Annotated in this window: 22 protein-coding genes; 6 read left to right on the top strand and 16 right to left on the bottom strand. The window is 64.8% G+C overall.

Annotated elements, in window-relative coordinates; all coding sequences use genetic code 11:
* Positions 1-61: 61 nt before the first annotated feature.
* The 3 genes from chvE to ACWA13_RS16020 all read right to left on the bottom strand — a co-directional run bounded on the left by chvE (position 62) and on the right by ACWA13_RS16020 (position 5,852).
* Entirely contained in the window at positions 62-1,183 is a 1,122-nt protein-coding gene (gene chvE, locus ACWA13_RS16030) for a multiple monosaccharide ABC transporter substrate-binding protein (RefSeq protein ID WP_463935188.1), read from the bottom strand.
* 300 nt (positions 1,184-1,483) lie between these two features.
* Positions 1,484-2,371 carry an LssY C-terminal domain-containing protein gene (locus ACWA13_RS16025; protein WP_463935186.1) on the bottom strand — a complete coding sequence of 296 codons (888 nt, stop codon included), beginning with the start codon at positions 2,369-2,371 and terminating at the stop codon, positions 1,484-1,486.
* A gap of 79 nt (positions 2,372-2,450) precedes the next feature.
* Positions 2,451-5,852 carry a DEAD/DEAH box helicase gene (locus ACWA13_RS16020; protein WP_463935184.1) on the bottom strand — a complete coding sequence of 1,134 codons (3,402 nt, stop codon included), beginning with the start codon at positions 5,850-5,852 and terminating at the stop codon, positions 2,451-2,453.
* Positions 5,853-5,961: 109 nt separating this feature from the next.
* Between ACWA13_RS16020 and ACWA13_RS16015 the strand changes: the two genes are divergently transcribed.
* On the top strand, positions 5,962-6,192 hold the full coding sequence (locus ACWA13_RS16015) for a DUF2000 family protein (protein ID WP_463935183.1): 231 nt from the start codon (positions 5,962-5,964) through the stop codon (positions 6,190-6,192).
* Positions 6,193-6,218: 26 nt separating this feature from the next.
* Here ACWA13_RS16015 and ACWA13_RS16010 read toward each other — a convergent pair whose 3' ends face one another.
* On the bottom strand, positions 6,219-6,572 hold the full coding sequence (locus ACWA13_RS16010) for a hypothetical protein (protein WP_463935182.1): 354 nt from the start codon (positions 6,570-6,572) through the stop codon (positions 6,219-6,221).
* Between the two features lie 163 nt (positions 6,573-6,735).
* On the opposite strand from ACWA13_RS16010, the gene ACWA13_RS16005 reads away from it, so the two are divergent.
* On the top strand, positions 6,736-7,626 hold the full coding sequence (locus ACWA13_RS16005) for a DMP19 family protein (protein WP_463935181.1): 891 nt from the start codon (positions 6,736-6,738) through the stop codon (positions 7,624-7,626).
* A 220-nt stretch (positions 7,627-7,846) separates the two neighbouring features.
* Here the strand turns inward: ACWA13_RS16005 and ACWA13_RS16000 are convergent, their stop codons facing one another.
* From ACWA13_RS16000 to ACWA13_RS15975, 6 genes are all read right to left on the bottom strand, one after another.
* Entirely contained in the window at positions 7,847-8,326 is a 480-nt protein-coding gene (locus tag ACWA13_RS16000) for an SRPBCC family protein (protein WP_463935179.1), read from the bottom strand.
* A 47-nt stretch (positions 8,327-8,373) separates the two neighbouring features.
* Positions 8,374-9,198: a DUF1206 domain-containing protein gene (locus ACWA13_RS15995; protein ID WP_463935178.1), complete on the bottom strand. Its 825-nt coding sequence runs from the start codon at positions 9,196-9,198 to the stop codon at positions 8,374-8,376.
* A 104-nt stretch (positions 9,199-9,302) separates the two neighbouring features.
* Positions 9,303-10,217 (bottom strand): tRNA (guanosine(46)-N7)-methyltransferase TrmB, encoded by a 915-nt coding sequence (trmB, locus tag ACWA13_RS15990; protein WP_463935177.1) that lies wholly within the window; start codon positions 10,215-10,217, stop codon positions 9,303-9,305.
* 25 nt (positions 10,218-10,242) lie between these two features.
* Positions 10,243-10,938: a FadR/GntR family transcriptional regulator gene (locus tag ACWA13_RS15985; protein WP_463935175.1), complete on the bottom strand. Its 696-nt coding sequence runs from the start codon at positions 10,936-10,938 to the stop codon at positions 10,243-10,245.
* A gap of 10 nt (positions 10,939-10,948) precedes the next feature.
* Positions 10,949-12,088, bottom strand: a complete 1,140-nt coding sequence (locus tag ACWA13_RS15980) for an L-talarate/galactarate dehydratase (protein ID WP_463935174.1) — start codon at positions 12,086-12,088, stop codon at positions 10,949-10,951.
* Positions 12,089-12,168: 80 nt separating this feature from the next.
* Positions 12,169-13,074 (bottom strand): DNA/RNA non-specific endonuclease, encoded by a 906-nt coding sequence (locus ACWA13_RS15975; RefSeq protein ID WP_463935173.1) that lies wholly within the window; start codon positions 13,072-13,074, stop codon positions 12,169-12,171.
* Positions 13,075-13,261: 187 nt separating this feature from the next.
* Between ACWA13_RS15975 and ACWA13_RS15970 the strand changes: the two genes are divergently transcribed.
* A complete protein-coding gene (locus tag ACWA13_RS15970) occupies positions 13,262-14,488 on the top strand; it encodes an MFS transporter (RefSeq protein ID WP_463935172.1) in 1,227 nt (408 codons plus the stop codon).
* Positions 14,489-14,555: 67 nt separating this feature from the next.
* Here the strand turns inward: ACWA13_RS15970 and soxR are convergent, their stop codons facing one another.
* A complete protein-coding gene (soxR, locus tag ACWA13_RS15965; RefSeq protein ID WP_463935171.1) occupies positions 14,556-15,026 on the bottom strand; it encodes a redox-sensitive transcriptional activator SoxR in 471 nt (156 codons plus the stop codon).
* 77 nt (positions 15,027-15,103) lie between these two features.
* On the opposite strand from soxR, the gene ACWA13_RS15960 reads away from it, so the two are divergent.
* A complete protein-coding gene (locus ACWA13_RS15960) occupies positions 15,104-16,561 on the top strand; it encodes an MFS transporter (protein ID WP_463935170.1) in 1,458 nt (485 codons plus the stop codon).
* Here the strand turns inward: ACWA13_RS15960 and ACWA13_RS15955 are convergent.
* Positions 16,548-17,255 carry a class I SAM-dependent methyltransferase gene (locus ACWA13_RS15955; protein ID WP_463935168.1) on the bottom strand — a complete coding sequence of 236 codons (708 nt, stop codon included), beginning with the start codon at positions 17,253-17,255 and terminating at the stop codon, positions 16,548-16,550. The genes ACWA13_RS15960 and ACWA13_RS15955 overlap by 14 nt on opposite strands.
* Positions 17,256-17,615: 360 nt before the next feature.
* On the opposite strand from ACWA13_RS15955, the gene ACWA13_RS15950 reads away from it, so the two are divergent.
* The gene (locus tag ACWA13_RS15950) at positions 17,616-19,529 is read left to right on the top strand and encodes a DEAD/DEAH box helicase (RefSeq protein ID WP_463935167.1); all 1,914 of its coding nucleotides are present in this window, start codon (positions 17,616-17,618) and stop codon (positions 19,527-19,529) included.
* 68 nt (positions 19,530-19,597) lie between these two features.
* On the opposite strand, the gene ACWA13_RS15945 is transcribed toward ACWA13_RS15950, so the two are convergent.
* Positions 19,598-20,248, bottom strand: a complete 651-nt coding sequence (locus ACWA13_RS15945; protein ID WP_463935166.1) for an MBL fold metallo-hydrolase — start codon at positions 20,246-20,248, stop codon at positions 19,598-19,600.
* A gap of 357 nt (positions 20,249-20,605) precedes the next feature.
* Here ACWA13_RS15945 and ACWA13_RS15940 point away from each other — a divergent pair, with 357 nt between their 5' ends.
* Positions 20,606-21,646, top strand: coding sequence for an NAD(P)-dependent alcohol dehydrogenase (locus ACWA13_RS15940; RefSeq protein ID WP_463935164.1), 1,041 nt, complete (start codon positions 20,606-20,608; stop codon positions 21,644-21,646).
* Positions 21,647-21,676: 30 nt separating this feature from the next.
* Here ACWA13_RS15940 and ACWA13_RS15935 read toward each other — a convergent pair whose 3' ends face one another.
* The 3 genes from ACWA13_RS15935 to ACWA13_RS15925 form a co-directional block, all read right to left on the bottom strand.
* On the bottom strand, positions 21,677-22,666 hold the full coding sequence (locus ACWA13_RS15935) for an aldo/keto reductase (protein ID WP_463935163.1): 990 nt from the start codon (positions 22,664-22,666) through the stop codon (positions 21,677-21,679).
* 139 nt (positions 22,667-22,805) lie between these two features.
* On the bottom strand, positions 22,806-23,528 hold the full coding sequence (locus ACWA13_RS15930; protein WP_463935162.1) for a class F sortase: 723 nt from the start codon (positions 23,526-23,528) through the stop codon (positions 22,806-22,808).
* A 4-nt stretch (positions 23,529-23,532) separates the two neighbouring features.
* Positions 23,533-24,960 carry an ice-binding family protein gene (locus tag ACWA13_RS15925; protein WP_463935161.1) on the bottom strand — a complete coding sequence of 476 codons (1,428 nt, stop codon included), beginning with the start codon at positions 24,958-24,960 and terminating at the stop codon, positions 23,533-23,535.
* Positions 24,961-26,021: the final 1,061 nt, after the last annotated feature.

The raw sequence follows: 26,021 nt of genomic DNA, 5'->3' as shown, positions 1-26,021 counted from the left end.
CTCTTGGGATGGGCTGTGGCCCCGCCTCAGTGCACGGCGGGGCCACAGCTTGGGGACTTAATTACTTGATATCGGCTTCGGTGTAGTAGCCGGAGTCGATGAGTTCCTTCTGGACGTTGTCCTTGGTGATGATCACGGACTCCAGGAGGTAGGCCGGAACAACCTTGACCTTGTTGTCGTAAGTCGTGGTGTCGTTGACTTCCGGTTCCTTGCCCTTGAGTACATCGTCAACCATTTTCACGGCCTGGGCACCGAGCTGGCGGGTGTCCTTGAAGATGGTGGAGTACTGCTCGCCGGCCATGATCGATTTCACGGAGCCCTTCTCGGCGTCCTGGCCGGTGACCACAGGCAGATTTCCGGTGGAGTAGCCACCGGTGCTGGTCAGCGCGGAGATGATGCCGATGGACAGGCCATCGTACGGGGACAGGACGCCGTCCAGCTTGGTTCCGGAGCTGTAGGCCGACGTGAGGATGTCTTCCATGCGCTTCTGGGCTACGGGTGCCTGCCAACGCAGGATTGCGGCCTGCTCAAACTTGGTCTGGCCGCTGGGGACCACCAGGGTGCCGGCGTCCAGGTACGGCTGGAGAGTGGCCATCGCGCCGTCCCAGAAGAAGTTGGCGTTGTTGTCGTCCGGGCTGCCCGCGAACAGTTCGACGTTGAACGGGCCCTTGCCCTCAACCTTGTTGCCGCTGGCGTCAACCAGGCCCAGGCCGGTCAGCAGCGAGGTGGCCTGCTGTACGCCCACGGTGTAGTTGTCGAACGTGGTGTAGTAATCAACGTTCGGCGTGCCGTTGATGAGGCGGTCGTATGCGATGACCTTGACGTTCTGTTCCTTGGCCTTGGCCAGGACATCGGTCAGGGTGGTGCCGTCGATCGCAGCGACGATGAGCGCCTTGGCGCCCTTCGTCAGCATGTTTTCGATCTGGGAAACCTGGGTGGGAATGTCGTCGTTCGCGAACTGGAGGTCCGTTTTGTAGCCCAGTTCCTTCAGTGACTTTTCCACGTTGGCGCCATCTGCGATCCAGCGTTCAGAGGTCTGGGTGGGCATGGAAATGCCGACCACGGAGTCGCTGGGGTTTGCGGCAGTGTCCGTTGCGCCTCCGCCGCGGGTTCCGCAGCCTGCGGCGCTCATTGTGACGGCGACCGCGACTGCGACGGCGCCGAGGAATTTGCTGATTCTCACAATTTTCTCCTTTCGCGGAAAATGCTCCGCGAAGTGGTGCTGGGCCGGCAGGCATCTGCGCCTGCCGACGGGTAGGACCGCCAGACATGTCTGGTTTTGGTGCCGATGCCAAGGTTCTGGAACGGACAGGAAAGCCGGCTCCGCGGTATTCCGGTCGGTGTCCCGCGATGCGTCTATACATCATGGGTGTGTGAGCGCTAACAACGAAAGGATACTATGAGGGCAACTGTGCGTCAAAACACATCCCGTACCTATGGGAAGGGGCCCGGTCTCCTGGCCAACCGGTGCCGGACCCCCTGGCTACAGTTCCACTGCTCGGCTCTTCCGGGTAGCCGGGCGTAGCGGACCAAGGTCAATGATGGGAAGGTCGCCGTCAGTTTCTATGGCATCACCGCCACCGTTACGGCTGTGATAACCGGAGGAGAAGTGCCGCACCACATGCACTGCCGCTCCCGCCTCCCTGAGGATCCCAACAATGAAGTCACGTTCCTGGTCTGTGTCCCGGGCGATCTTGTGGGTGATTTGCAAGGTAAACAGCGACAAGCCCACCCTGCGGTCAAAAGTTGCGGCACCCACCAGGTCCACCTCGAATCCGCCGGGCAGCTTCCAGCCGGGAGGGCATACCCAAAACCGCACATGATGACGTTGGGCAGGACTCCCGGCCACCTCCCGCTCAAAAGCCAGATCCTGCCTTCGCTGAAACACAAACAGCGGGCTGACCGGTGCTTGAGGGTAACTCCGGTGCAGCAATGCGGCGCGGATGATGCGCCCGCTACTGCGCAGCGTCACGGGATCCGGTTCGCTCCAGCCCGCCGATAGCATCGATGAGCGCAGCACCTCCTGTGTCCCAACAACCGCCAGGTTGACCGGATCCCCAAGCAACCCATCAGAGGTTCTGGTTCGGCCAATAAAATAGTCGGGGACGTAGATCCTGGTCAGCAGCCTGTTCAGCCTTGGCAGGAGGACATAGGAAGCCAAGACCCAGATGATCAGGAACGGCCAAAGCTGACGCCCTCCCTCGTCGATCTCATCCAGCGCCAGCCCATAGATCACCCAGCCGACCAGAACGGTCAGGACCAAAAAGAGCGTTCGCTTGGACCATAAGAAAAGGGTCTCCGACACATTGGCGAACCGCTGCCGCCACAGCGTCCTGTCTTCCTTTGAGCCTGCCCCGCCCCTACCGGTCATGGTCCCATTATGGAGCCGGGCCGTGCACTCTGGTGGTCTATCGCTTTCCGCCGGCCAAAGGTAGTGCGGGGCGAAACGCCTAGTCTTTGAACAGAGCCGCCAGGTCCTCGGCAGTAATTGCGCCGCCGGCGAGGGCCTCGCCTTCCATCACGTCGGAAAACAGCTGCGACTTCCGGGCCTTGAGCGCCATGACCTTCTCCTCGATCGTGTCCTTGGCCACCAGCCGGTAGACCATCACGTTCTTGGCCTGGCCGATCCGGTGCGTCCGGTCCACGGCCTGCGCCTCGCTCGCCGGGTTCCACCAGGGATCGAGCAGGAACACGTAGTCCGCCTCGGTGAGGTTGAGTCCAAAGCCGCCGGCCTTGAGCGAAATCAGGAACACCGGTGCGGTTCCAGTCTTAAAGGAATTGACGACGTCGGCGCGGTTGCGGGTGCCGCCGTCGAGGTAGCAGAACTCGATGCCGCGCTCCACCAGTCGTTCACGGACCTTGCCCAGGAAGCCGGTGAACTGGCTGAAGATCAGGGCGCGGTGGCCCTCGGCCACGAGGTCATCCAGCTGTTCGAACAGCGCGTCCAGCTTGCTGGACCGCACCGCTGACAGGGCGGGATCCACCAGTGACGCATCCAGGCTCAGCTGCCGCAGCAGAGTCAGCGACTGGAAAATGGTGAAGCGGTTCTTGTTGACGTCCTCGATCAGGCCCAGCACCTTCTGCCGCTCACGCTGCAGGTGCGTCTGGTACACCTTCTGGTGCCGCGGATTGAGCACCACCTCAAGGATCTGTTCCTGCTTTGCCGGCAAGTCCCGGATCACCTGGTCCTTGGTGCGCCGCATCATCAGGGGACGGACCCGACGCCGAAGCTTATCCAGCTGCCCCTTGTCCCCGGACTTTTCAATCGGCTTCTGGTAGTACTCCGCGAAGCGCTGCGGGCTGGCAAAAAGCCCGGGTGCCACAATGGAGGTCAGCGCCCAGAATTCCATCAGGTTGTTTTCCAGCGGCGTTCCGGTGACGGCCAGCTTAAAGCCGGCCGGCAGCTTCCGGGCACACTGGTACGCCTTGGACTGGTGGTTCTTGACGAACTGGGCCTCGTCCAGCACCAGGCCCGCCCACGTGCGGCCGGCGTAGGCGTCGTAGTCGATCCGGAACAAGGCGTAGGAGGTGATCACAATGTCGACGCCGTCCAGGACGTCCGCCGGGGTGGTGCCGCTCTTGGCAAAGGTTTCGCCGATCGCATGGACCTTCAGGCCCGGCGCGAAGCGGGCGGCCTCGCTGGCCCAGTTGCCCACCACGCTGGTGGGGGCCACCACCAGGAACGGGGCAGTGCCGTTGCCATCGGCGGTGTCCTCAACGGCTTCCTTCGCGGCGCACATCAGCGCCAGCGTCTGCACGGTTTTACCCAGGCCCATGTCGTCAGCCAGCACGCCGCCCAAGCCGTGCCGGTACAAGAAGGTCAGCCAGTTGAAGCCCTCCAGCTGGTAAGGACGCAGCTCGGCGTTAAGGGTGTCAGGCAGCGGAAGTCCGTCCACACCGCCGTCGAGCAGGCCGCCTACGGCGTCCCGCCAGGCGGCCGCCTGCTGGTCCACGATCCCCAGGTGCGCCAACTCGTCCCACAGCCCGGCCTGGAAGCGGCTGATCTGCAGCGGAGCGTCCTTGTTGTCCTGCAGTGCGCGGGCCTCGTCAATCAGCTCGCGGAGCTGGTGCAGCTCCGGAATGTCCAGTGAGAAGTAGGCGCCGCTGGGCAGCAGCATGCGGCTCTGGCCCGCAGCGAGGGCGGAAAAGACGTTGCCGAACGCCAGCTGCTGGCCTTCGAGGGTGATAACAATCCCGAGGTCGAACCAGTCCCGTTGCTCAGTGGCGGAGGTGGAAATCGAGACGACGGGCGCTTCCTCGGCTTCGCGGTAATCGGCGATGTCGCCGGTGGTCTCCACCTCGACGCCGGGTGCCTGGCGCAGCTGTGGAAGCAGTTCCTCGGTGAAGGTGAGGGTGTCCAGGCCCTTGAGCTCGGCAGTGGGCGCCAGCCGGGGTGTTCCCCAGCCGCCGGTCATCGACTCGCCCAGTGCAGCCACAACTTCCCAGGGCCTGCCCAGCTCCTCAAGGATGCGGTCTTCGTTGACGGGGTCGCGGAAGCCTTCGTCACCCGGATGCGGCCAGAGCGGCTGCGCGGTGACCTTGGTGCCGGCGCGGTAGTGCCATTCCCAGTGCAGCCGGACGTGGTGGTCCGCCCCGTAGTTGGCCAACAAAGAGAGCGTGGGCACAGCCAGGACGGGCAGCTCCACGGATTCGTCCTTGGCCGTGATCCGCGCGGACTGTTTGAGCTTGGGGTAGTAGCCGGAAAGGAAGCGGGCCTCATCCCGGCCGGGAATATGCAGCGAGCTCCCGGACGTGACAAAGGAGAGCAGCTCTTCGCTGAGGATTTCCTCAAGCGGCGCCAGGCACAGCTGCTGCTCCGCCTTGGAAACCGGCGGCATCTCGGCAGCGATCTGCCCAATGGGCAGCGAATAGAAAATGCCGTGTGCCGGCCTGCCGATCGTGCCCACCAGGGAAGGTTCGATCTCTTCGCCGTCCACGGAAATCGAGGACTCCAGGTCTAACCCGTCGCCGCCGTCGCTGTCCTCGTCGGAGGACCGGCTCAGGTTAAGGCTCACGACGGCGGGATCCCCGGCAAGTGCCACCGGTTCCTGGCCACGGCCGTGGATCAGCGTCAGGCCGATCTGCTTTGCCTCGGCGAGCAGGGTCCAGAGGTTTCGGGAACCGAAGGTGTTCATGCCGAGCCAAAGCGCGGTGGGATCGTAGCTGCCGCTGCGCCGGGTGGAGTGCGCAGCGAAAAACCTGGTCAGCCAGTCAATGTGTGCCTGGTTGGCGTCGTGCTGGTAGGTGAGGTTGTACCAGGAGAGGTCACCTCGGATCCATTTGCCCCTGCTGCCCATCATCATCGGGCGGGCGCGGAGCTGGCGGAAACTTCGGATCGGATCGCGGCGCCCTGTGTAGGAGAAGTGCGGCGGCGGTTCCTCCACCTCGAACTGCAGGGCCAGGGCGGTTCCGCCGGCAGGCTTCCCGGGGCCGCCGCCGGTCCCGGAGAGCAACGGGCCGAGAGCCCTCTCCCAGTCGCTCAGGTCAGCGCCGGCCTGCCGGCGCAGCCCGGTGGCCGCCGGGGGAGCCAACAGCTGGACCCGGATAGCGGAATTATCTTCAGCAGAAAACAGCAGGGCGGCCACATGCTTGCAGTCCTTGCGCACCGGGCAGCTGCAGATGCCCACCGTGCAGCTCCAGCCCCCGCCCTTGCGGACCAGCTTGGCCGACGTCGAATACGGCGTAGCGGCACCGCCCCGGACCTTGCCCAGCAAAAGCCCGGTGCCGGCGTCGAACTGCATTCCGCTCACGCGGCTGCCCATGGCGTAGGCGAGCCCGGCCGCGAGGGAGCGGTCGTTAATGGCAGGAGTCTGGATTGCCAGGGCCGCACTTTCGTCCGGTTGGGATGGCATGGGAGCGCACTACTTTCGGCAGGCCGCCAAATAGTGCGACCGCGGGTTGATTATCTGATCCATCTTAGTCAAGCCCTGACGCCCCTCAAACCTGGGAGAAAAAGCTTGGGTGAAAGCCGGGGTGAAAGCCGCCCGAAGTTCACGCCCGGTCAGGCTACGAACCAGGTGGCTGGGGTGGACGCAGAGTACGCCGGCTGCCTCGGCAACGGTGAAAGACCCGAACAATCGGTCCGCCGTGGCAGAAGTCCACACCCACGAACTCGACCTCGTGCGGATTGGCCTCCGAGGGCCACGCAACGTGATTGACCGCATCGTCAAGGGCGCACGGATGCATGAGTGATACGAAGTTCAGCCTTGCCGTTTCCTTTACCGCGACAGCGGGCGGAGCCGGTCCTCGTTCACCGGGAATGGCAGGGTGTAGTAAATCTGGGGTGCGGTCATATCTCCCCAGTCGTCTTTCTTAACCTTTATCACCGCCGTTGACACCTCGGCGATTCGCACGCGTAACCAGGTGCCGTGCTCCACCAGCAACTCATAGGGATCTGCGAGGTAGCTCAGGCCCAATTCATCCAGCGTCTCCTCGGCCAGCAGCCAGTCCACAGTGTCGGTACGCCTGCGGCCCAAGAGATCGATGGCGACAAAACCGTCGTCGATGGGTTTCATCCAGCCCACCCTTTCGCCGTCGTCGGAACGCCGATGTTCGATCCAGTCCCGTTCCATGACTCAAGACTAACAATCACCCATCTGAGACCCGCAGGGTCATGCCTCCCGTTGATGCCCCTCAAACTTCGCCTGACGTTCACTTTTGGCTGGGTTGGCGCAGAGTGCGCCCGTCCTACGCTGAAAATGTCCCGAACAGTCCGCAACAGCCGTGAGGATCGCCATGACGAACAACCAATACCCCGTAGTCCTGACCATCGACAGCCGGGATGCCAGCGAAGTCGTCGACTCCAACGTTGACGTGGTGAACACGATGTACCAGGAACTCCTGGGCTCGGATGAGATCGCGCCGAACGCCCTGCGCAGCTACTACGTTGACTTCTACCTCACCCAGGCGCTGGGCGGCGGGTTTGCCCAGTACGTCTTCACCGCACCGGAGCGGGAAGAACTGGACGCGTACATCCGCGAAGGCCTCGAGGGCATGGGCGCCACAGCCCACCTGGACCTGTTCAACCGGACTGTCGCCGCGTTCGATGCCCTCAGCGAATCCGAGGCTGACGAATATCTGGACGGCGACACCGACGACGAGGACGAGACCTCCCAGGCCGTGCTGGAGCTGGAGGAACTCGACAACGAGTTCGAGACACTGCTGGAAACCGAGGACATCACCGCCCTCAACGCCGCGTGGCTGCTCAGCCAGGAGGGACTCCTGGTGATGGACAATGACGACCTCAACGCCCATATTGCCGTGCGCGTTTCCCGCGTTCCGGATATGGCCGAGCGCCAGGCCGAAGCAGAGGAGGAAGCACGCGAAAACGCCCCGGAATTTGAGCTGATCATCCTCGAACTGTGCGATGTGGCGGGCTACTCGCTGGAGAAGATCACCATGGGAGATCCCAATTACATGCACGACGGGGCGAAGGTCCTGGCCTGGCACTTCGCCACGGACCACGGCGACTTCATCATGGTTGAAGAGGAAGAAGAGGCCTTTATGATCAACCCCGCCAACGGCGAGATCATTGCCGCCGTCGAGTTCGAAGAAGCGGACACGGAATTCGAAGACGATGACGACTTCGAGGACGCAGAGGAAGATCCGGCCAAGGTAGGCGCCTAGGCTCCTCGCTCAGTGTGTTCGCCGGAACGGAGCGGGTCCGCTTGAACGTTCCGGCGAGCCTGCACTGTTCCGGCGAGCCTGCACTGTTCCGGCGAGCCTGCACTGTTCCGGCGAGCCTGCACTGTTCCGGCGAGCCTGCACTGTTCCGGCGAGCCTGCACTGTTCCGGCGAGCCTGCACTGTTCCGGCGAGTTTGGCGTTAGGGCCTCGGAGCCGTTCCGTCAGCCGTCCAGTGAACGGAACTCACGCACCAGCTCCGGATCTTCACACGCCCTGGCAAACGCCTCGATCCGCCGTTCGATCTCCCGGCCCAGCAGCCACGTGCCGACTCTCTCCGCAACCGGCCGCAACCACGCGGGGCGGCAGGAAAAGGTGTACTTCCAGACTGCCCGGGTACCGGCGTCGTCCTCGGTGAAACGCCAGCCGCCACCGAACGTTTCGAAGAACCACGGGCCGGACACCATGGTCATCCCCACGTTCCGGGGCGGCATGAAGGACACATATTCGCTGACCATTACCAGACCTATCCGCGATACCGTCCGGGTGCGGACACCCTTGCCCGCAGCCGTGGCGCCATCCATCCAGTGTTGACGGGAGATGAAGGGATCCCATTTGCGCCGGAACGCTCCGGAGGACTGGGAGAAGGCGAAGGCGGTATCAGGATCGAGCCTGATGGAGCGTTCGGCGCGTACCTGGGGCATGGCTTCACCCTATCGGCTCCCTGTAGGACAGGGGGAGCCGAGGCGTGTTACATCCGGGCGAGGCGGGCGCGCACCATCATGTAAACGCCGTAACAGATTAAACCGAGGCCGACGGCGATGAGCAGGTATACGCCGAAAGGCTGCTCCCGGAGGGCCTTCAGTCCGCCGTCGAGCCCGGTGGATTGCTCCGGCGTAGCGCGCAGGGTAGCGAGGACGATCAACAGCCCGGCCAGCAGGAGCACGGCGCCTTTGGCCACGTAGCCGCTGATGCCCAAGCCCAGCACCGCGCGCCGCAACCCTGGCTGGCGCGGCAGGCTCAGGTGCTTCGCGAAGGACCGCCTGATGCCGCGGACTGCATAGACGGCTCCGGCAATGGCGATTCCGGCGCCCACCGCGACCATCAGGGCAACGCCGCCGGGCGCCTCCAGGATGTTCAGGGTCAGGTCCGTAGCGGAGCGGCTGTTATCGCCGCTGGAGCCGGTGCCCAAAGCGAAGGATGCGAGGGTGGCGGCTAAACCTGCGAAGATGACGGCCTGTCCGGCGGCCTTCAGTTTGGTTGCTGCCTTCCTGCGTTTGGAAAGGTGGCTGAAGTCGAAGATTGCGTCGCTGGCCTGCCAGATGGCAAGGGCGGCACATGCAGCGAAACTGCTCCAAAGCAGTACGGGTCCGGCAGGCCGGCTGGCCAGTTCGGACACCGCGCCGCTGACGTCGGCGCGGCCACTGCCGCCCACAGCCAGCCTGATCGCGATGAAGCCGATCAGCAGGTGGAGCAGTCCGCTCACGGCGAACCCTGTGCGGGCCACCATTTCCAGGGCATGGGAGTTGGTGACGTCTTCCGCCGTCGCCGCGGCATGCTTAAGTTCGCGTTTCATGTCAGGTCCTCACCGCGGTGGCATCACTGGCTAAATCGTGCCACGCCGGAGTGCACTCTGGAAGCACCGGCCGCCGGACTCGACCGTGGCGCGGACAGGTCCGGCTAGACCCGTCGGTAGCAGAGGTCAAAGATCATCCTTCCGGCTTCGTGGGCCTTGGCCTCGAAGCTGGTCAGGATGCGGCCTTCAAACCGGGGTGCCCAGCCGCCTGCCAGATCCACGCCTTCGTTAGGTCCGGTGTGCGCCGTGCTGACCGGCTCGCGGCCTTCGCGCACGGGCGCACCGCCCACCACGGATTCGACGCCGGATTCCCACACCTGGGTGAGCGGGCTGTCCGCACCGCTGCGCTCGCCTCCGTGGAGGTTCTCAAAGTCCGGAGCCGCAGCCATGACCTCGCGGACGTGCACGGCGTAGTTGGACCAGTCGGTGGCGATCCGGAACAATCCGCCCGGTTCCAGCGCACGGGCCGCCAGCGCAGCGAACTCCGGCTGGATCAGTCGGCGCTTGTGGTGCCGTGATTTGTGCCATGGGTCCGGGAAAAACACCCACAGCTCGCTGACGGAGCCGGCCGGCAGCATGGTGGCCAGGACCTCGGGGGCGTTCGCTTCTACAACGCGGACGTTTTCCAGGCCGCGGCTGTTGATCTTGATGATGGTGTTGGCCAGTCCGGGGGTGTAGACCTCCACCGCCAGGAAGTCTTTGTCCGGGTTCTCCGCGGCTGCGTGGCAGATTGCGTCTCCCAGCCCGGACCCGATCTCCACTACCAGGGGCGCCTTACGGCCAAACTCCGCGACGGCGTCGAACGTGTACTCCGGGTGCACGGAGGTGTTGGCGACGTGCCGGGGAACGTCAATGGCCCAACGCTCTGCATGATCCTCCCAGGCGGTCTGCCGGCGGCCCTGCAGCCGGGTCCCGCGGCGCACAAAACTCACCGGCCGGCCGCCGTAGGTGCCAAAGGATGCCTGCGTTCCGGGCGTGACAGGGCGGGGTGTTTGCGGGGCTTGGGTGGATTCACTCATCCCTTCCAGAATACCCGCGCGTGGATTACTCCTGTGGCGCCCGCATCCTGCGGCGCGAGTTGGCCAGGTGGCTGCGCATTGCCGCCGCTGCTGCCGGGCCGTCACCATCGGCGACGGCGGCCAGCACTGAGCGGTGTTCGTGGACCACCTGCGCGAAGTGGTCGCCCGGATAGTGTTCCTCACCGGTAACGAGGCGAGTCCGGGGCATGGTGATCATGGTCTGGCCCAGGGCGGTCAGGCAGTCCAGGTAGAAGGGGTTCCCGGAGGCCGCCGCTACGGCGCGGTGGAATTCGTAGTCCGCCTTCATAGCCCGGGCCGGGTGTTCCCCACTGTCAGCGAAGTCCGCCAGGGCGGATTCGGCAGCCTTGAGTTGGCGGTCCGTGCGGTTCAGGGCGGCCAGGGCGGCGGCCTCCGATTCCACTCCGATCCGGAACGCCAGGAGGTGGAGGCGGTCCTCCAGGGTGACGGCCGTGCGTGCGCCGGGAGCCGCCGTCGCACCGGCCGACGGCGGCGTGAGAGCAAAGCTGCCACGTCCCCTTTCTGTGGCCACCAGTCCCTCCGCCTGAAGCCTGGTGAGCGCGGCGCGGACCACTGTGCGGCTGACCCCGTGCTCCGTGATCAGCGTGTTTTCGCTGGGCAGTTTCTCGCCGGGGCGGATGGCGCCCTCGACGATGCGGCTGCGAAGGTCCGCAGCAAGGTCTGCGGTCAGGTTCCGGCTCATGGGTCCTAGGTTACGTGGCGGACGGTTCGCCGAACTGCACAGACTCGGTGGTCCAGGCCCGGGCCTGATCGCTGAGGGTAACGCCAAGGCCGGGACGGTCCGGCACGATCATCCGGCCGTCCTTGGTTTCCAGGCGTTCGTTGAAGAGCGGATCCAGCCAGTCGAAGTGCTCCACCCAGGGCTCGCGCGGATAGGCAGCGGCCAGGTGCAGGTGGATTTCCATGGCGAAGTGCGGAGCCAGGCCAAGTCCGCGTTCGTCAGCCAGCGCGGCGAGCCGAAGGAACTGCGTGATGCCGCCGACGCGCGGCGCGTCAGGCTGGATGATGTCGCAGCCGTTGGCGTTGATGAGGCCCTTGTGTTCGGCTACGGAGGCCAGCATCTCGCCGGTGGCAATGGGGGTGTCCAGAACGTTAGCCAAGTGGGCATGGCCTTCGAAGTCGTAGGCGTCCAGTGGTTCCTCGATCCAGACCAGGTTGAATTCCTCCAGCTGGCGGCCCATGCGAAGGGCGTTGGCGCGGTCCCACTGTTGGTTGGCGTCAACCATCAAAGGTACATCCGCGCCGATGTGCTCGCGGATGCCGGCCACACGGCGCAGATCTTCCCTGCTGTCCGGCAGGCCTACCTTGATCTTAATACCGCCGATCCCGTCGGTCAGCGACTGCGTGGCGCGCTCCTTGACCTCGTCCAAAGAGGCGTTGAGAAAACCGCCGGAAGTGTTGTAGGTCTGCACGGAATCGCGGTAGGAGCCCAGCAGTTTGGCCAGGGGGAGTCCGGCACGCTTTGCCTTGAGGTCGTAAAGGGCGATGTCGATAGCGGCAAGTGCCTGGGTGGCGACGCCCGAGCGGCCCACCGATGCGCCGGCCCACAGGAGCTTGGTGTAGATCCGGCCGATGTCGTTGGGGTCCTCGCCGATCAACCCTTCGGCCACTTCCTTGGCGTGGGCATACTGTGCAGGACCGCCGGCCCGCTTGGAGTAGCTGAAGCCGAGCCCGTGATGGCCCAGTTCCGTGGCGATCTCCGCGAACAGGAACACCACCTCGGTCATGGGCTTCTGCCGGCCCGTGAACACTTTTGCGTCGCTGATGGGTACGGCCAGCGGCAGCGTGGCGGTGGACAGCTTGACGTGTCGGATGAGGTCGACTGCACTCATTGGGTTCTCCTCGGCTGGAAGGGCATCATCGCCACTTCACTGAGGATACAAGTTAACAACTTGTAGATCAAGTTGGCTCGTTACCGCTCCAGGTCGAAATCCAAGTCCAGGTCTTCGGGCGCGCCAAGCAGCCGCCAGGTGGTGGCCACCCTGGCGGTGGGCAGCGTTGAGGCTGCAGGCATCCGGTCCGCCGCTTCCAGCTGTGCCAGATCGAGCCCGGTCAGCGCGGCGATGTCCCGGATGGGGACCTGGAAGGTGCGGAACGGACCCAGCGGCGGGGCCTCCTTTTCGCTTTCCCGGGCCCCGGGCCTCGGTACGTCCGGAAGCTCGGCCAGTTGCGGCGTCTGGTCCACGACGTATCCGGTGGCGGCCAGCTGGCCGTCCTGGATAAACGCGGCCACTTTGAAGAACTGCAGCGGGATCTGGACGCCGCGGTACACCGGGTCCTTGCTGCCGAAGATCGTGCCGGTGAACACCACCAGCCGCCTGCTGTAGTCCGTGGCGTGGTCCAGCAGGTAGGACTCCAGCCCCAGCCAGAGTTCCATACCCTGGTTGAAGTCAGCTGCCTGTGGGGCGGCGTTGGTGTAGTAGAAGGTGTCCCGGTTAGCCTGAGCGGCTTCAGCCCGGGTGGTGCCCCAGACGGCGGACGCCCGGCGGACCAGGTGCCCGCGGTCAATGTCGTTCCGGGCGTACAACGCCTCACCTGCCTGCTGGCCCTCCGGCAGCCGCGGGTCCAGCCGCCAATTGATGCCGGAGCGGTCCAGTTCAAACAGCCTGGCGCCATCGATTCCAAGTGCCGTCACCGCGGCAAGGCGCTTGTCCGGGCGCAGCAACACGGAAAAATGCGTATAGGGCAGCAGCACCGTCTTTACGCCACGGAGCGCGGGGACAGGCAGGACCAGCCCCAGGAAGTTTTCATCAAAGCCTTCCCGGTCCGCGAGATCACGGGGGGCTTGCGCCAGCGGGGCCTGCGTTAGATCATCCATGCGCCGAAGCTATCAGGTGCCGGTGACAGCCGGGTGAACGCACCCTGTGAATAAGGTACGCCGGCTTGCCTGCCGATCACCCTGCGGGCATAGGTGGCCTGGCCCCGCATAGGCGGCGCTGGCCAGCACCGTCCCTGTGGGCCCGGGCCGCTCGTGGCCCGAGCAGTTGCCCTGCAAGAATGGCCCCGTGACCAAAGCATCCGATGCAGCGCTGAACATCAAGGCCGCGCCGCCCGGCAACCGCCGGCGCCTGGCCTTCCTGGGCGTCTGCCTGGTACTGATCGGCCTGAACCTGCGCACGGTCTTCTCCAGTTTTTCCGCGGTACTTCCGGAACTAACCGCCGACGTCGGTCTGCCGGGCTGGGCGGTGGTGGTGCTTACCACGGTACCGGTGACCCTCCTGGGCGTTTTCGCGCCGCTTGCCCCCTTCCTGGCCCGCCGTTTTGGGGCTGAGCGGGTGCTGCTGGGTGCCATGGCCGTACTGACAGCCGGCCTGCTGCTGCGTCCCTGGGAGGTGCCGGGTTCCGGCCATCTGCCGACCCTGCTGGCCGGAACTGCGCTGTGCGGGGCGGCGATCGCGTTGTGTAACGTGCTGCTCCCCGGAGTGGTGAAGCGGGACTTCCCGCACCGCCTCGGTCTGATGGGCGGCCTGTACACCACCGCAATCTGCGCCTCGGCCGCGCTGGGAGCCGGCCTTACCTACCCGGTCTACACGGCTACGGGGGAGTGGACCGGGGCGTTGTGGTTCTGGTCGGTTCCCGCCGCCGTCGTACTTCTGCTGTTCCTGCCCTTGGCGCTCCGGAAGCGCACTGATCCTGCCCCGCCTGCCGGTGGCGGCATCAGCGTCTGGCGCTCCGGCGTTGCCTGGCAAGTGACCCTGTTTATGGTGCTGCAGGCCATGATGTCCTTCAGCGGATTCGCGTGGCTCTCGCCCATCCTCCGCGAACGCGGTATCGACGGCGGCACAGCCGGGGCGCTGGTCGCTGCCTCGATTGTGCTGCAGATGCTGGGCTCCCTCTTCGCCCCGGCATTGGCGGCGAGGATGTGGGACCAGCAGGCCATCAACGTGGCAGTGGCGCTGATGACGGGAATCGGGTTCGCGCTGAGTATTTTCGGCCCGCTGGACCTGATCTGGGTGTGGGTGGGCCTGTTGGGACTGGGGCAGGGGAGCCTCACCGCTGTTGCCCTGACCATGATCATGCTCCGCACGCGGGACGGCCACACTGCGGCGCGGCTGTCCGGGATGATGCAGGGCGTTGGTTACGGGCTGGGGTCCAGCGGCACCTTGCTGGTGGGGCAGCTGCACCAGGTGACCGGGACGTTTGCCGCCGCGGGAGTGCTGTTCCTGGTGGTGGGAGCGCTCGCCGCGGTGTTTGGCTACCGGGCGGGAATCAAGCGGTACGTGGGCGGCTGACCTGCGCCCACCCACTCAACTGACTGGCACTTAACGCACTCAAAACGCTAAATGACGACATTAAATGTTAGTCAGTTGGGGAGGGGGAGGTCCACAGCACCGGGCCGTCTCCCTGAACCCGCAGTCCGTCGTCGGGGTTCTGCAGCCGGCAGGATTTCAGGCTGAGGCAGCCGCAGCCGATGCAGCCGTCCAGGTCCCGACGGAGGTGTTCCAGGGCCGCAATACGCTGGTCCAGTTCGGTCCGCCACAGGCGCGAGAGCCGGGACCAATCGCGCTTGGTGGGCGTCCGGCCGTCCGGCAGCGACTCCAGCGCGGTGCGGATCTCCTTGAGCGGAATGCCCACCCGCTGGGACACCCGGATGAACGCCACCCGCCGGAGCGCATCGCGACGGTACCTTCGCTGGTTGCCGGACGTACGCTCGGAACTGATCAGTCCGCTTCTTTCGTAAAAATGAAGGGCCGACGGCGCCACCCCGCTGCGTTGCGCCAACTCACCGATGCTGAGGGTATGGTGCGCCGTGATGCCGTGCTGTGGCATGCTTCCCCCAAGTGGTCCGGTGTTGGGCCGCTGCCCGCCTTGACCTCAACAATAGTTGAGGTTCTAGCGTTGCGTCCATGACTACGAACCAGGCTTCCGCAGTGAGCGATTCCAGCCCTCCCATAGATTCCCAGCCGGGCACCGGGGTCTCGACGGGCTCGACCGCCGGCGGCATCCTCAGGCGCCCGTACCTCTGGGCCACCATCGGCTCGTGCGCGCTGGTCTTCCTCACCGCTTTCGAGTCGCTGGCGGTCACCACCATCATGCCGCTGGTCAGCCGTGAACTCGATGGAGCGGCGCTCTACGCCCTCGCTTTCGCGGGCCCGCTGGCCACCGGCGTGATCGGCATGGTCGCGGCCGGAAACTGGTCCGACAGGCGGGGACCCGCGCTGCCGCTCTACACCTCCGTAGCCCTGTTTGTTGTGGGCCTGCTGATCGGTGGAACCTCCACCACCATGGGCGCGCTGGTGGCAGGCCGGCTGGTGCAGGGGCTGGGCGGCGGAGCCATCACCGTGGCCCTCTATGTGGTGGTGGCCCGGGTGTACCCGCCGGTGCTGCACGCCAAGATCTTCGCTGCGTTCGCCGCCGCCTGGGTCATTCCCTCGCTGGTAGGCCCGGTCGCTGCGGGCGTCGTGGCTGAGGTCATCAGCTGGCACTGGGTGTTCCTTGGCGTGGTGTTCCTGGTGGTTCCCGCGCTCGCCATGATCGTTCCGGTGCTGCGCGGGATCGACCATCAACCGGCTGCCGAAACGGTCCGCTGGGATTTGGGCCGCCTCGGCTGGGCTCTGCTGGCTGCCGTCGCCGTCCTGGCGCTCAACCTGTCCAGCCAGATCCGTGCGGAAGGCCTGGTGCTGGCCGGACCGCTCGTGGCCCTTGCCGCCGTCGTGGTTGCCTTCCTTGCTGTGCGGCCGCTGCTGCCGCCGGGAACGCTGGTATCCCGGCGCGGACTGCCCAGCGTCATCCTGTCCCGCGGCATGGTCTCCGCGGCGTTCTTCGGCGCCGAGGTGTACCTGCCGTACCTGCTGATCGAGCGCTACGCCTTTACCCCGGCGTTTGCCGGCCTGGCACTCACCCTCGCAGCCGTGGCGTGGGCGGCAGCGTCAATGATCCAGGGACGGCTCGGCACCAGGCTGAGCCACCGCACCGCCGTATGGTTCGGTACCTTGATGGTCGTCGGCGCTATCGGCATGGTGTTGGCCACTGCCACGCTCAACTGGCCTGCCGCCGTCGCGATTGTTGCCTGGTTGTTCGCCGGAGGCGGCATGGGGCTGATGTACCCGCGCCTGAGCGTGATGATGCTCGCACTGTCCACCAAAGACACCGAGGGTTTCAACAGCTCCGCCCTCTCCATCGCGGACTCGCTGGGCGGAGCGCTGGCCCTCGCCGCGACGGGACTGGTTTTCGCAGCGTTTACGACGCCGGAAGGGTCCTTTGCAGGGGTCTTCGCCTTCGCGGCGGTGCTGGCGGTCGCGGCGGTCCTGGTGGCGCCGCGGGTGGGGTCAGGGGTTCAGGAGGACCAGCCTAGATATCAATGATCAGACGGGTGGCGCGGAGCACGGCATCGCCAATGGTGAAGTCCCGGCCGTCCGGTGCCGTGGCGCTGCGTTCACGTACGGTGCAGACTTCAAGCTGCCATTCGGGGGTTTCCAGGCGTAGCTCGGCAACGACCTCCTCAGACGTGAAAAACATGTCCGATCCCTCATGGTTGCCTCCCGGCGGCAGATGGTCCGGGTGGTGGCCGACCACCAGCAGCGTCCCGCCGGGGCTCACTCCCGCAGCCGCGGTGGCCAGTGCATGCTGCCACGGCAGCACGGTGGAGTGCAGGAACTGTGCGGAAACCAGGGCGAATTCAGGCTCCGGCGTCCACTCCGCGAGGTCGTGCTGTTCCCAGGAAATCCGGTCCCCATGGACGTGGACGCTGCCCTGTGCGTGTTCTTTTGCGCGTTCCAGGGCGACGGCGGAAACGTCGACGGCGGTCACGGTCCAGCCCTGTTCAGCGAGCCAGAGGGCGTCCGCACCTTCGCCGCAGCCCAGGTCCAGGGCCTTGCCCGGTTTCAGGCCACCGGCTTCCTTGACCAATTGCGGATTGGGCCGGCCGCTCCATTTCTGCGGGCGTTCCGAGTAGATGCCATCCCACAGCTGTGCGGCGTCCGCGGGCAACCCGTCTCCATGCTCGTGGCCGGAGTCGTGGGAGTGGGCAGTGCGGGCCTCGTGCGTGTGTTCGGTCATGGTTCCAAGCCTGCCCCGGCCGGTCCGCAACCGCAACACATAGTCCGCCGCAGCAGCACGGGACGGCTCGGTAGCCAGCCGCCCGGGAGGGGCCGGCGGCCAAAGATGCTAGACTGGTGGAACTTGATGTGCAGTGATGCCCGCTTGCTCCTTGTTTGGAGTCCCTTTATTGGGGGAAGCGGGCTTTTTCATGTGAGAGGCACATCCTGCGTCGATGAACGCGTTCCATTTGGTCCCGGACAAAGCCTAGAAGGCTGAAAGCCTGGTTGATCACCTGACTTTTCTTCGGCGAACCCTTGGGCCAACCGGCACCGGGGGCCGATATCCGCTTGGATACCGCCTGAAAGACCGTATAAATACATGACTACTTTTGCTGCCCTCGGAACTCCCAAGGCTCTCGCAGACACTCTGACCGCACAGGGAATTGTTGAGCCGTTCCCCATTCAGGTCAAAACTCTCCCTGACACCCTGGCCGGACGCGACGTCCTTGGCCGCGGCCGCACCGGCTCCGGTAAGACCATTGCCTTCGCCATCCCGCTTGTAGCAAGACTCGCTGAGCGGGAAGCAAAGCACTTCCGTAAGCCCGGCCGCCCCATGGGCCTGGTGCTTGCACCTACCCGTGAACTGGCCACCCAGATCAACGCCACCATCGAGCCGATGGCCAAGGCGCTGGGCCTGAACACCACCGTGATCTACGGCGGCATCTCCCAGGCGCGCCAGGAGAAGGCGCTGCGTGCCGGCGTCGACATCGTCATCGCCTGCCCCGGCCGCCTGGAGGACCTGATCCGCCAGCGCATCCTGACCCTTGAAGCCGTGGAAATCACCGTCCTGGACGAGGCGGACCACATGGCTGACCTGGGCTTCCTGCCCGTGGTCAAGAAGCTTATGGACATGACCCCCAGCCAAGGCCAGCGACTGCTGTTCTCGGCCACCCTGGACAACGGCGTGGACAAGATCGTCCAGCGTTACCTGTCCAACCCGCTGACCCACTCCGTGGATGACCCGCAGGCCGCGGTCACCACCATGGAGCACCACGTCCTGGTGGTCAATGACCAGACCGTCAAGAAGCAGCTGATTGTTGAGCTTGCTTCCGGTGCCGGCCGCCGTGTCCTCTTCATGCGGACCAAGCACCACGCCCGCAAGTTGGCCAAGACCCTGACCGACGCCGGGATCCCGGCTGTTGATCTGCACGGCAACCTTTCGCAGAACGCCCGTGACCGTAACCTCGCTGAGTTCTCCACCGGGGACGTTCGCGTCCTGGTGGCCACCGACGTCGCAGCCCGCGGCGTGCACGTGGATGACGTCGAATTGGTGATCCACGTTGATCCGCCCACAGAACACAAGGCCTACCTGCACCGCTCAGGCCGTACGGCCCGCGCAGGTTCGGACGGCACAGTGGTCACGTTGACCCTTCCGGAGCAGCAGAGCGACGTCAAGAAGCTCATGAAGGCTGCCGGCGTCGAGGTCAACTTTGAGCGCGTCACTGCCAACTCCCCGTTGGTGGCCGAACTCGTAGGTGACATCGCGGACAAGGTTGATCCTCGCACCCGCGCCGCGCTGCAGGCAGCAAAATCCAACCAGGGCGGTGGCACTTCCACCGGGGCCAACGCCCAGCGCAAGCGTGCCAACCGTTCAGTTCAGGGCGCACCCACTGCGGGTGGCCGTGGCGGGCGTGGCGGACGCGGCCGGGTGGCCGCTGAATCAACACGCACCGATGTACCCCGCGCCGAGCGCCGCGCTGTAGCCTTCGAAGGCCGCACCGAGGCCCGCGCGGCGGTAGACCGCATGAACGAGCAGAATGAGGATCGTGCCATCGCAGCAGCGGCGGCACGCCGCAACGCACGTGGCCGCGGTACCGCAGCCGGAACGCACCGCAACGACGTCCCCGCGGCAGGTGGCCGTGCATCGGCTGGCCGCGGTTCGGACGGACGCGCCGCTGAAGGCCGCACGGATTCCCGCGTTACGCGCAGCGCCGCTCCCCGCGGTGGCACCGGACGACCGGCTACCGGCGGTGGCCAGCGCAGCGGCCGTCCCGCGACCGGCCAGCGTGCAGCTGCTGCCACCGGCGGCCAGCGTTCCGGCTCTGCCTCGAGCAGTACCGGCAACGGCGGTAACGCCGGCAACGCTGGAAACAAGGCCGTCTGGTCCTCCAACACCGGTGGCACCTCAGGCGGATCCTACGGCGCCGGCACCGGCAACGGTGGCGGCCGTCCCGCCCGCAGCGGTCCTCGCCGCGCATCGGCTCCGGCTTCGAATGAACGCCGCGGCCGCTAAAGCCACTGAAATGTCAACGACGGCCGCACCCCTCGTCAGGGGTGCGGCCGTTCGTTGGTTATAGGGGGCTACCAGCCGCGGGCGCGCCACTCCTGAAGGTGCGGGCGTTCCGCGCCGAGGGTGGTGGGCTTGCCGTGGCCGGGATGAACGAAAGTGTTGTCCGGGTAGGCGTCAAAGAGCCGTTCCGTAACATCTGTGATCAGCTGGTTGAAGCGCCCGGCGTCCTTCTGGGTGTTGCCCACGCCGCCGGGGAACAGCGAATCTCCGGAGAAGATGTGCGCCGGCCCTTCGGGGTCCTGGTACACAAACGCCATTGATCCCGGAGTGTGACCGCGCAGGTGGACTGCTGTCAGCTCAAAGCCATGCACAATGCACGGGTCACCGTGTTCCAGAGTTTGGCTGACCGCTACCGGCAGCGCCCCGGCGTCGTCGGTTCCCGCAGCAGTTGGCGCTCCTGTCAGGCCCACCAGTGCCGACAACGCCCGCACATGGTCCCAGTGCTGATGGGTCGTGGCAATCAGTTCCAGCTGCGGCACGGCCGTAGCGTCGGAAGCGGCGTCGGACAGCAGCGCCTGAATGGCCGGAAGATCATCGGCGGCGTCGATCAGCAGCTGCGCGCCGGAGGCCTTAGAGGTCAGCAGGTAGACGTTGTTATCCATCTCGCTGACGGAAATGCGCCGGATGGTGATGTCCCGCATGTCGTGAATGAGTGAGTCCATGCGACCAGTCTATTCACGGCCCTCGGACACCCAGGTTCTTGTCCTTGCCTTGCGACATCAGTGCCGCCTTTGCCTCCACGGTTTCCACATTCGGAACGCGGCGGTCGCGGCGGTGCATCGCCGTCTGGTGGTCTTGAGCTTGCGTTCCTTCGTTATGGCGGGCGTGCTCCTCACCGTTGGCCAGGCTTCAGCTGTTATCGTTATTGCCGCGATGAGCCTTCGACGGGCTGGTCCTGCCGGTCGTCATGGCCTGGCCGGGCGCCGTCGCGCTCTTGCTCACATGGCCGGACACCGCACAGCGTTTCCAAGATAACCACCGTCACTCCTATCACCCAACCAACAACCAACAGGAGAAACATGACAACCGCAGTTTCCTACGCTGCCCCGTCCGCTACCGGCGACCTGGCCCGCACTACTATCGAACGCCGTGCTGTGGGCCCGCACGACGTGCTGATCGACATCAAATTCGCTGGAATCTGCCACTCTGACATCCACACCGTCCGCGGTGACTGGGGACCACAGCAATACCCGCTCGTCCCCGGCCACGAGATTGCCGGCGTCGTCAGCGAAGTGGGTGCAGAGGTGACCCGCCACAAGGTGGGCGACCGTGTCGGCGTCGGCTGTATGGTCAACTCCTGCAGGGAGTGCGCGAACTGCCAGGCCGGTGAGGAGCAATACTGCATCAAGGGCATGATCGGGACCTATGGCGCCGTGGACCGCGACGGAACGATCACCCAGGGTGGCTACTCCAGCCACGTCGTGGTGAACGAGGACTTCGTCGTCACCATTCCCGGATCCCTTGCCCTCGACGCGGCCGCGCCGCTGCTATGCGCAGGCATCACTACCTACTCGCCCCTGAAGCACTGGGGCGCCGGGCCCGGCAAGAAGGTGGCCGTCGTGGGACTAGGTGGACTCGGCCACATGGCCGTGAAGACGGCCCATGCCATGGGTGCTGAGGTCACGGTCCTCTCGCAGTCGCTCAAGAAGCAGGAAGACGGGCTGCAACTCGGCGCCGACTACTTCTACGCCACCAGCGAGCCGGAAACCTTCCAGCAACTCGCCGGGACCTTCGACCTGATCATCAACACCGTCAGCGCATCGATCGATATCAGCGCGTACTTGCAGCTCCTGAAGCTCGACGGCGCACTGGTGAACGTGGGTGCCCCGGCGGAACCGCTCCCGGTGAACGTGTTCGCGCTGATCACTGGCCGCCGCTCCTTCGCCGGCTCGTCCATCGGTGGTATCCGCGAGACCCAGGAAATGCTTGACTTCTGCGCAGAGCACAGCCTCGGCGCAGAAATCGAAGTCATTGCCGCTGACAAGATCAACGAAGCCTACGAGCGCGTACTGGCTTCCGATGTCCGCTACCGCTTTGTGATCGACACCGCCACCCTCTAAGGGTGTCCGCTGCGAGCCAGGGTACTGACCTTATTCACGGCCCTCGGACACCCAGTTGGGGTCCGCGGACCGTGAACCCACGACGGCGGCTGCTGCCTGGTCCAGTGCCTCCAGTTGGGTGCCGCTCAGTTCCAGGGAAAGCGCGCCCAGGTTCTCGTCGATCCGGTGTGTCTTGCGCGTGCCGGGGATGGGGACCACCGACAGGTTCAATCGCGTGCCTTGGTTGAGGAGCCAGGCGAGGGCAACCTGCGCGGGCGTCGCGGAAAGCTGGTCCGCGACGCCGCGCACGGTGTCCACCACCTGCTGGTTCGCGGCAGCGGCGTCGTCCGCAAACCGGGGGATCCGGCGTCGGAAGTCGTTGGCTCCCAGGCTGGAGGTATCAACGGTGCCGGTGAGGAATCCCCGGCCCAGCGGTGAGTACGGCACAAAGCCCACGCCCAGGCGGGCCGCTTCAGGAACAACGTTGCGTTCCACGTCCCGGCTCCAGATGGACCATTCGCTCTGGACGGCGGCGATCGGATGGACGGCATTGGCTTCGGCCAGCTCGGCAGCCGTCACCTCGGACAGGCCAAGGTGCTTGACCTTGCCTTGCTGCACCAGGGCCGCCATGGCCTCCACGGTTTCCAGAATCGGAACCCGGAGGTCGCGGCGGTGCATGTAGTAGAGATCAATCACGTCCGTGCCCAGCCGTTGCAGGCTGGCGTCGACTGCCTGCCGGATGTAGGCGGCGTCGCCCCTGATGTCTGTGTAGCCGGCCGCGGGATTGCCCACCAGGCCGAACTTGGTGGCCAATTGGACCTCGTCCCGTCGTTCTTTAAGCAGCCGGGCAATAAGTTCCTCGTTGCCGCCGCCGCCGTAGATGTCCGCCGTATCAATGAACGTGACACCGCAATCGACGGCGTGGTGGAGGGTTTTCAGGGCATCGTCCGGGTCCACCCCGCCGTAGACGGGCGTGAGCGCCATTCCGCCGAAGCCGAGCGGGCTGACCGAGAGGTTGTCGCCGAGCTGTACCTGCGCCATAAGTGTCTCCGTTTCGTTTCCGCAATTGGGATCACTGCTGGCAACCCCGGCATCCGGGGGTGTATTCCCTGCGCGTGGAGCAGGGCAGCTCCCTGACAGTGAACGCGTGGGGGAGTGGCGCAAATCGGAGGCACACGAACTAACCGGCAGGCTGGGGGCTGGCCTGAATGATGATGTTTGTTTCCCATATATCTGCCGTGTAGCAGGTGATGAGGACAAGCTTCCCCGGCACCTTCACCCAGATCGAGCTGTCTTTCAGGCTGTCTTTGTCCTCAGTGGTGACCTCATCGATTGTGTATTTCAGGGGCCCTTCTTCCGTGGTGACGGTGAGCTGATCACCAGGTTTTGCCCTGGCGCTGATGTTGTTGAAGGCAGAAGTCCTGCCCTCCCAGCTGTGCCCCACGATGTAAGTGGTGTTCGTTGATTCCACACCCGGCATTCCATACATGCTGAGCCAGTATGCATCTGTGGTCTGAGGCGGGACGATCGAGCCGAGCTCCGTCTCCTGCTCCGTCGGAGACAGGGGGAGGACAGCCTGGTCCATACCTACTGCCTCATAGGCGATGTGTAAGGGCGGCGAGCCATTGCCGGAAGCCGGAACCTCAGCCGCCGCCTCTGATGACTCAGACGGGGCGCCTGGGGAGTACGAAACGGCCGGGGCGGCTGCTGGAAGTGAATGGTCAGGGCTGGTAGTGGAAACGGGAGATGCCACCGAGTCCGGCATTTTGACCTGTGTCCACCACCAGCCCAGGAGCACCAGGGTCAGCAGGACCGCAGTACAGACGGTGGCCAGGCGGCGGGCGCGTTCTTCCGAGACAGACCTGGAGCAATGCCGGCCTTGTGGAACGCGTTGCCGCCGCAAGGCGCTAGTCCTGACTGTCCCGGCGTTTGCCGACCATCAAGCAGGCTCCGAGGAGAATTCCGCCCACCCCGGCCAGCCCGACCACGAATGAACCGGAGGCCGTCAATCCGCCGCCGGAGTGGTTATCGAAGGCGTAGGCCGCAGTATCGACATTGGTCCCACGATTTCTGGCAACGATGGCGGACTTGGTAGCCGTGGCGGTTGCCTTACCTGTGGCCGTTTGGGTGGCGGTTGCCTTGCCTGTGGCCGTTTGGGTGGCCGTTCCGGTTTGGGTCGCGGTCGCGGTGCCTGTGGCGGTTGATGTCTGGGTAGCCGTTTGGGTGGCCGTTCCGGTTTGGGTCGCGGTCGCGGTGCCTGTGGCGGTTGATGTCTGGGTAGCCGTTTGGGTGGCCGTTCCGGTGTCGGTCGCGGTCGCGGTGCCTGTGGCGGTTGATGTCTGGGTAGCCGTTTGGGTGGCCGTTCCGGTGTCGGTCGCGGTCGCGGTGCCTGTGGCGGTTGATGTCTGGGTAGCCGTTTGGGTTGCCGTGGCGGTGTCGGTGGCGGTCGCGGTGTCGGTGGCGGTCGCGGTCGCGGTGCCTGTGGCGGTTGATGTCTGGGTAGCCGTTTGGGTTGCCGTGGCGGTGTCGGTGGCGGTCGCGGTGTCGGTTGCCGTGGCGGTGTCGGTCGCGGTTACCGTGTCGGTGGCGGTTGCCGTGCCTGTTCCGGTAGGTATTGTTGTGTCGCAGGATGGCATGGTGAAGACATTGGAATCCAAGGTGACCGCCCCGGTGAGGGCGATTGCCCGGCCTTCAATTCTTGCGCCAGTCTGAACTGTAACCGACGTCTGAGCGATGATAGTGCCTACGAAATCCGCGGTGGTGCCTATCGTTGCTGAACTGCCTACCTGCCAGAACACATTGCAGGCCTGGGCGCCGTTTATGAGAACGATGCTGCTGCCCGAGGCCACGTCTAATGCGGAGCCGACCTGGAAAATAAACACGGAGCCAGGATCGCCTTGGCCATCAAGTGTGAGCTGTCCGGTCAACCCCATAGTGCTGGTTGACGTGTAGACACCTCCGACCAGCGTCTGGCCCGCGAGGTCGGCCGTTACAACGGCAGTCGTTGGCTGCCCGGCGGCATCGTTGTAGGCTGTTGTGGCGTCTGCCTGCGCCTGCTGGGCCACTGCATCGGCCGAATGAATAGTCGCCGGAGGGAGGACTTGGCCGGGGGGGAACCCGGTGATTGCAGTTCCCGGGCTCACCCCGAGATTCCCCTCCAAGGTGGTGGGGCCGGTGTTGGTAACAGTTTCGGCGCCAAGGACTGAAAATGAGGCTGCGGTGCCAAGATCGGGTGCCGTGGCCGCGAACGCGGGTGACTGTGGCGAGAGCATTGCAAAGGCCAGCAGGGCGACCCCGGATGCCGCGCTCAGTGCTGCTGCGGCTTTTCGTCGCATCAATCCCGTGGCTGGCTTTCGTGAATCGACTTGTTCAGAACTGTGTCGCATGGCAATTCCTCCCCCAACAGGCAAACCCAAAAAACCAGCCGCCCACGGGCGCAGGTGGCTTTAACGAAGGACTGTACGCCCGAAAGTGCAGCCTGCCTAGAGCCTCATATGCCCGGAATACAGTCGCGGAGGAGTGCTAGTCGTCAGGCGGGAAGGACAATTCCAGCATTATGGCTGTTCAGGGGCATTTAGGGGAAGTGCCAAACGGTGAGCTCCGCGAGGAAAAACCCCGTATTACTCCATTTGCCGGGTATATAACTTGCGCATGTTTGGATACCCGAAAAACCGGGACCTAACCCGGCTGGTCCTGTGGGAGAACTTTTAGAGCGAGTCCCGCCGTCGCGCTGTCCGTCCGGAGAACGGTGCGCGAAGAATTTTCACCCACAGCGACCGAGAGCGGGGACTGGGAGAAGCGCCGCATTCCCTTTCCGCGCGGTCTAAGGCGTCTTCGATCAGCGCATCATGCATGGGATGAAAAAACAGCGGCCAGCTAAATACCGCTGTTCCGCTTAGTGACATATGAAGCTCGTGGCGGAGCAGGGTCGAATTTTCTGTGCGGGCCACGGCGGTCAAGGAATGGCCGCCGTTGAAACCCGCTGGGCCGGTGAATTGAAACTCGACCCGTCGTCCGGGCTGGTATGAGGTCACGAAATACCGCACTGGGCCATGCCCTCCGGCCGCACCCACACCAAGAGGACCGTCTAAGCGCATCGCCGGCCATTCATACCGTGGCCAGAGCCGGTCCTTCCTGCTGGCGAGCGAATCGATCAGCATTCCTACCTCGTCTGCCGGTGCCGCTATTACCCGCTCATGCACGTTATGGATCATGCGATGAACATACCGTCGTATCGCCATTTGCTGCGCCATCCCCAACGCCCCGCGCTAAACTGGCTCCATCATGACCGGTGCCCATCCCCGTCGTCTGGCCTGGCTCGTAGCCCTGGCCACCCTTGTCGCGGGCTGCACCCCATCGATCGGCCTCGACGAGGTCGCCAGCGAGCAACCGACCA

Source organism: Pseudarthrobacter sp. TRD_SC_9 (assembly GCF_055361265.1).
The sequence above is the reverse complement of the archived record's forward strand: the minus strand, read 5'-3'. Positions and strand labels throughout refer to the sequence as shown.

Bases quoted from the DNA above. Each gene is read 5' to 3' on its own strand.
- soxR (WP_463935171.1), bottom strand. From the start codon at position 15,026: ATGCCACAGCACGGCATCACGGCGCACCATACCCTCAGCATCGGTGAG.
- ACWA13_RS15950 (WP_463935167.1), top strand. From the start codon at position 17,616: ATGACTACTTTTGCTGCCCTCGGAACTCCCAAGGCTCTCGCAGACACT.
- ACWA13_RS15960 (WP_463935170.1), top strand. From the start codon at position 15,104: ATGACTACGAACCAGGCTTCCGCAGTGAGCGATTCCAGCCCTCCCATA.
- ACWA13_RS15995 (WP_463935178.1), bottom strand. From the start codon at position 9,198: ATGAAACGCGAACTTAAGCATGCCGCGGCGACGGCGGAAGACGTCACC.
- ACWA13_RS15985 (WP_463935175.1), bottom strand. From the start codon at position 10,938: ATGAGCCGGAACCTGACCGCAGACCTTGCTGCGGACCTTCGCAGCCGC.
- ACWA13_RS15975 (WP_463935173.1), bottom strand. From the start codon at position 13,074: ATGGATGATCTAACGCAGGCCCCGCTGGCGCAAGCCCCCCGTGATCTC.
- ACWA13_RS15945 (WP_463935166.1), bottom strand. From the start codon at position 20,248: ATGGACTCACTCATTCACGACATGCGGGACATCACCATCCGGCGCATT.
- ACWA13_RS15940 (WP_463935164.1), top strand. From the start codon at position 20,606: ATGACAACCGCAGTTTCCTACGCTGCCCCGTCCGCTACCGGCGACCTG.
- trmB (WP_463935177.1), bottom strand. From the start codon at position 10,217: ATGAGTGAATCCACCCAAGCCCCGCAAACACCCCGCCCTGTCACGCCC.
- ACWA13_RS16025 (WP_463935186.1), bottom strand. From the start codon at position 2,371: ATGACCGGTAGGGGCGGGGCAGGCTCAAAGGAAGACAGGACGCTGTGG.
- ACWA13_RS16020 (WP_463935184.1), bottom strand. From the start codon at position 5,852: ATGCCATCCCAACCGGACGAAAGTGCGGCCCTGGCAATCCAGACTCCT.
- ACWA13_RS15935 (WP_463935163.1), bottom strand. From the start codon at position 22,666: ATGGCGCAGGTACAGCTCGGCGACAACCTCTCGGTCAGCCCGCTCGGC.
- ACWA13_RS15955 (WP_463935168.1), bottom strand. From the start codon at position 17,255: ATGACCGAACACACGCACGAGGCCCGCACTGCCCACTCCCACGACTCC.
- ACWA13_RS16000 (WP_463935179.1), bottom strand. From the start codon at position 8,326: ATGCCCCAGGTACGCGCCGAACGCTCCATCAGGCTCGATCCTGATACC.
- ACWA13_RS16005 (WP_463935181.1), top strand. From the start codon at position 6,736: ATGACGAACAACCAATACCCCGTAGTCCTGACCATCGACAGCCGGGAT.
- ACWA13_RS15925 (WP_463935161.1), bottom strand. From the start codon at position 24,960: ATGCGACGAAAAGCCGCAGCAGCACTGAGCGCGGCATCCGGGGTCGCC.
- ACWA13_RS16010 (WP_463935182.1), bottom strand. From the start codon at position 6,572: ATGGAACGGGACTGGATCGAACATCGGCGTTCCGACGACGGCGAAAGG.
- ACWA13_RS15980 (WP_463935174.1), bottom strand. From the start codon at position 12,088: ATGAGTGCAGTCGACCTCATCCGACACGTCAAGCTGTCCACCGCCACG.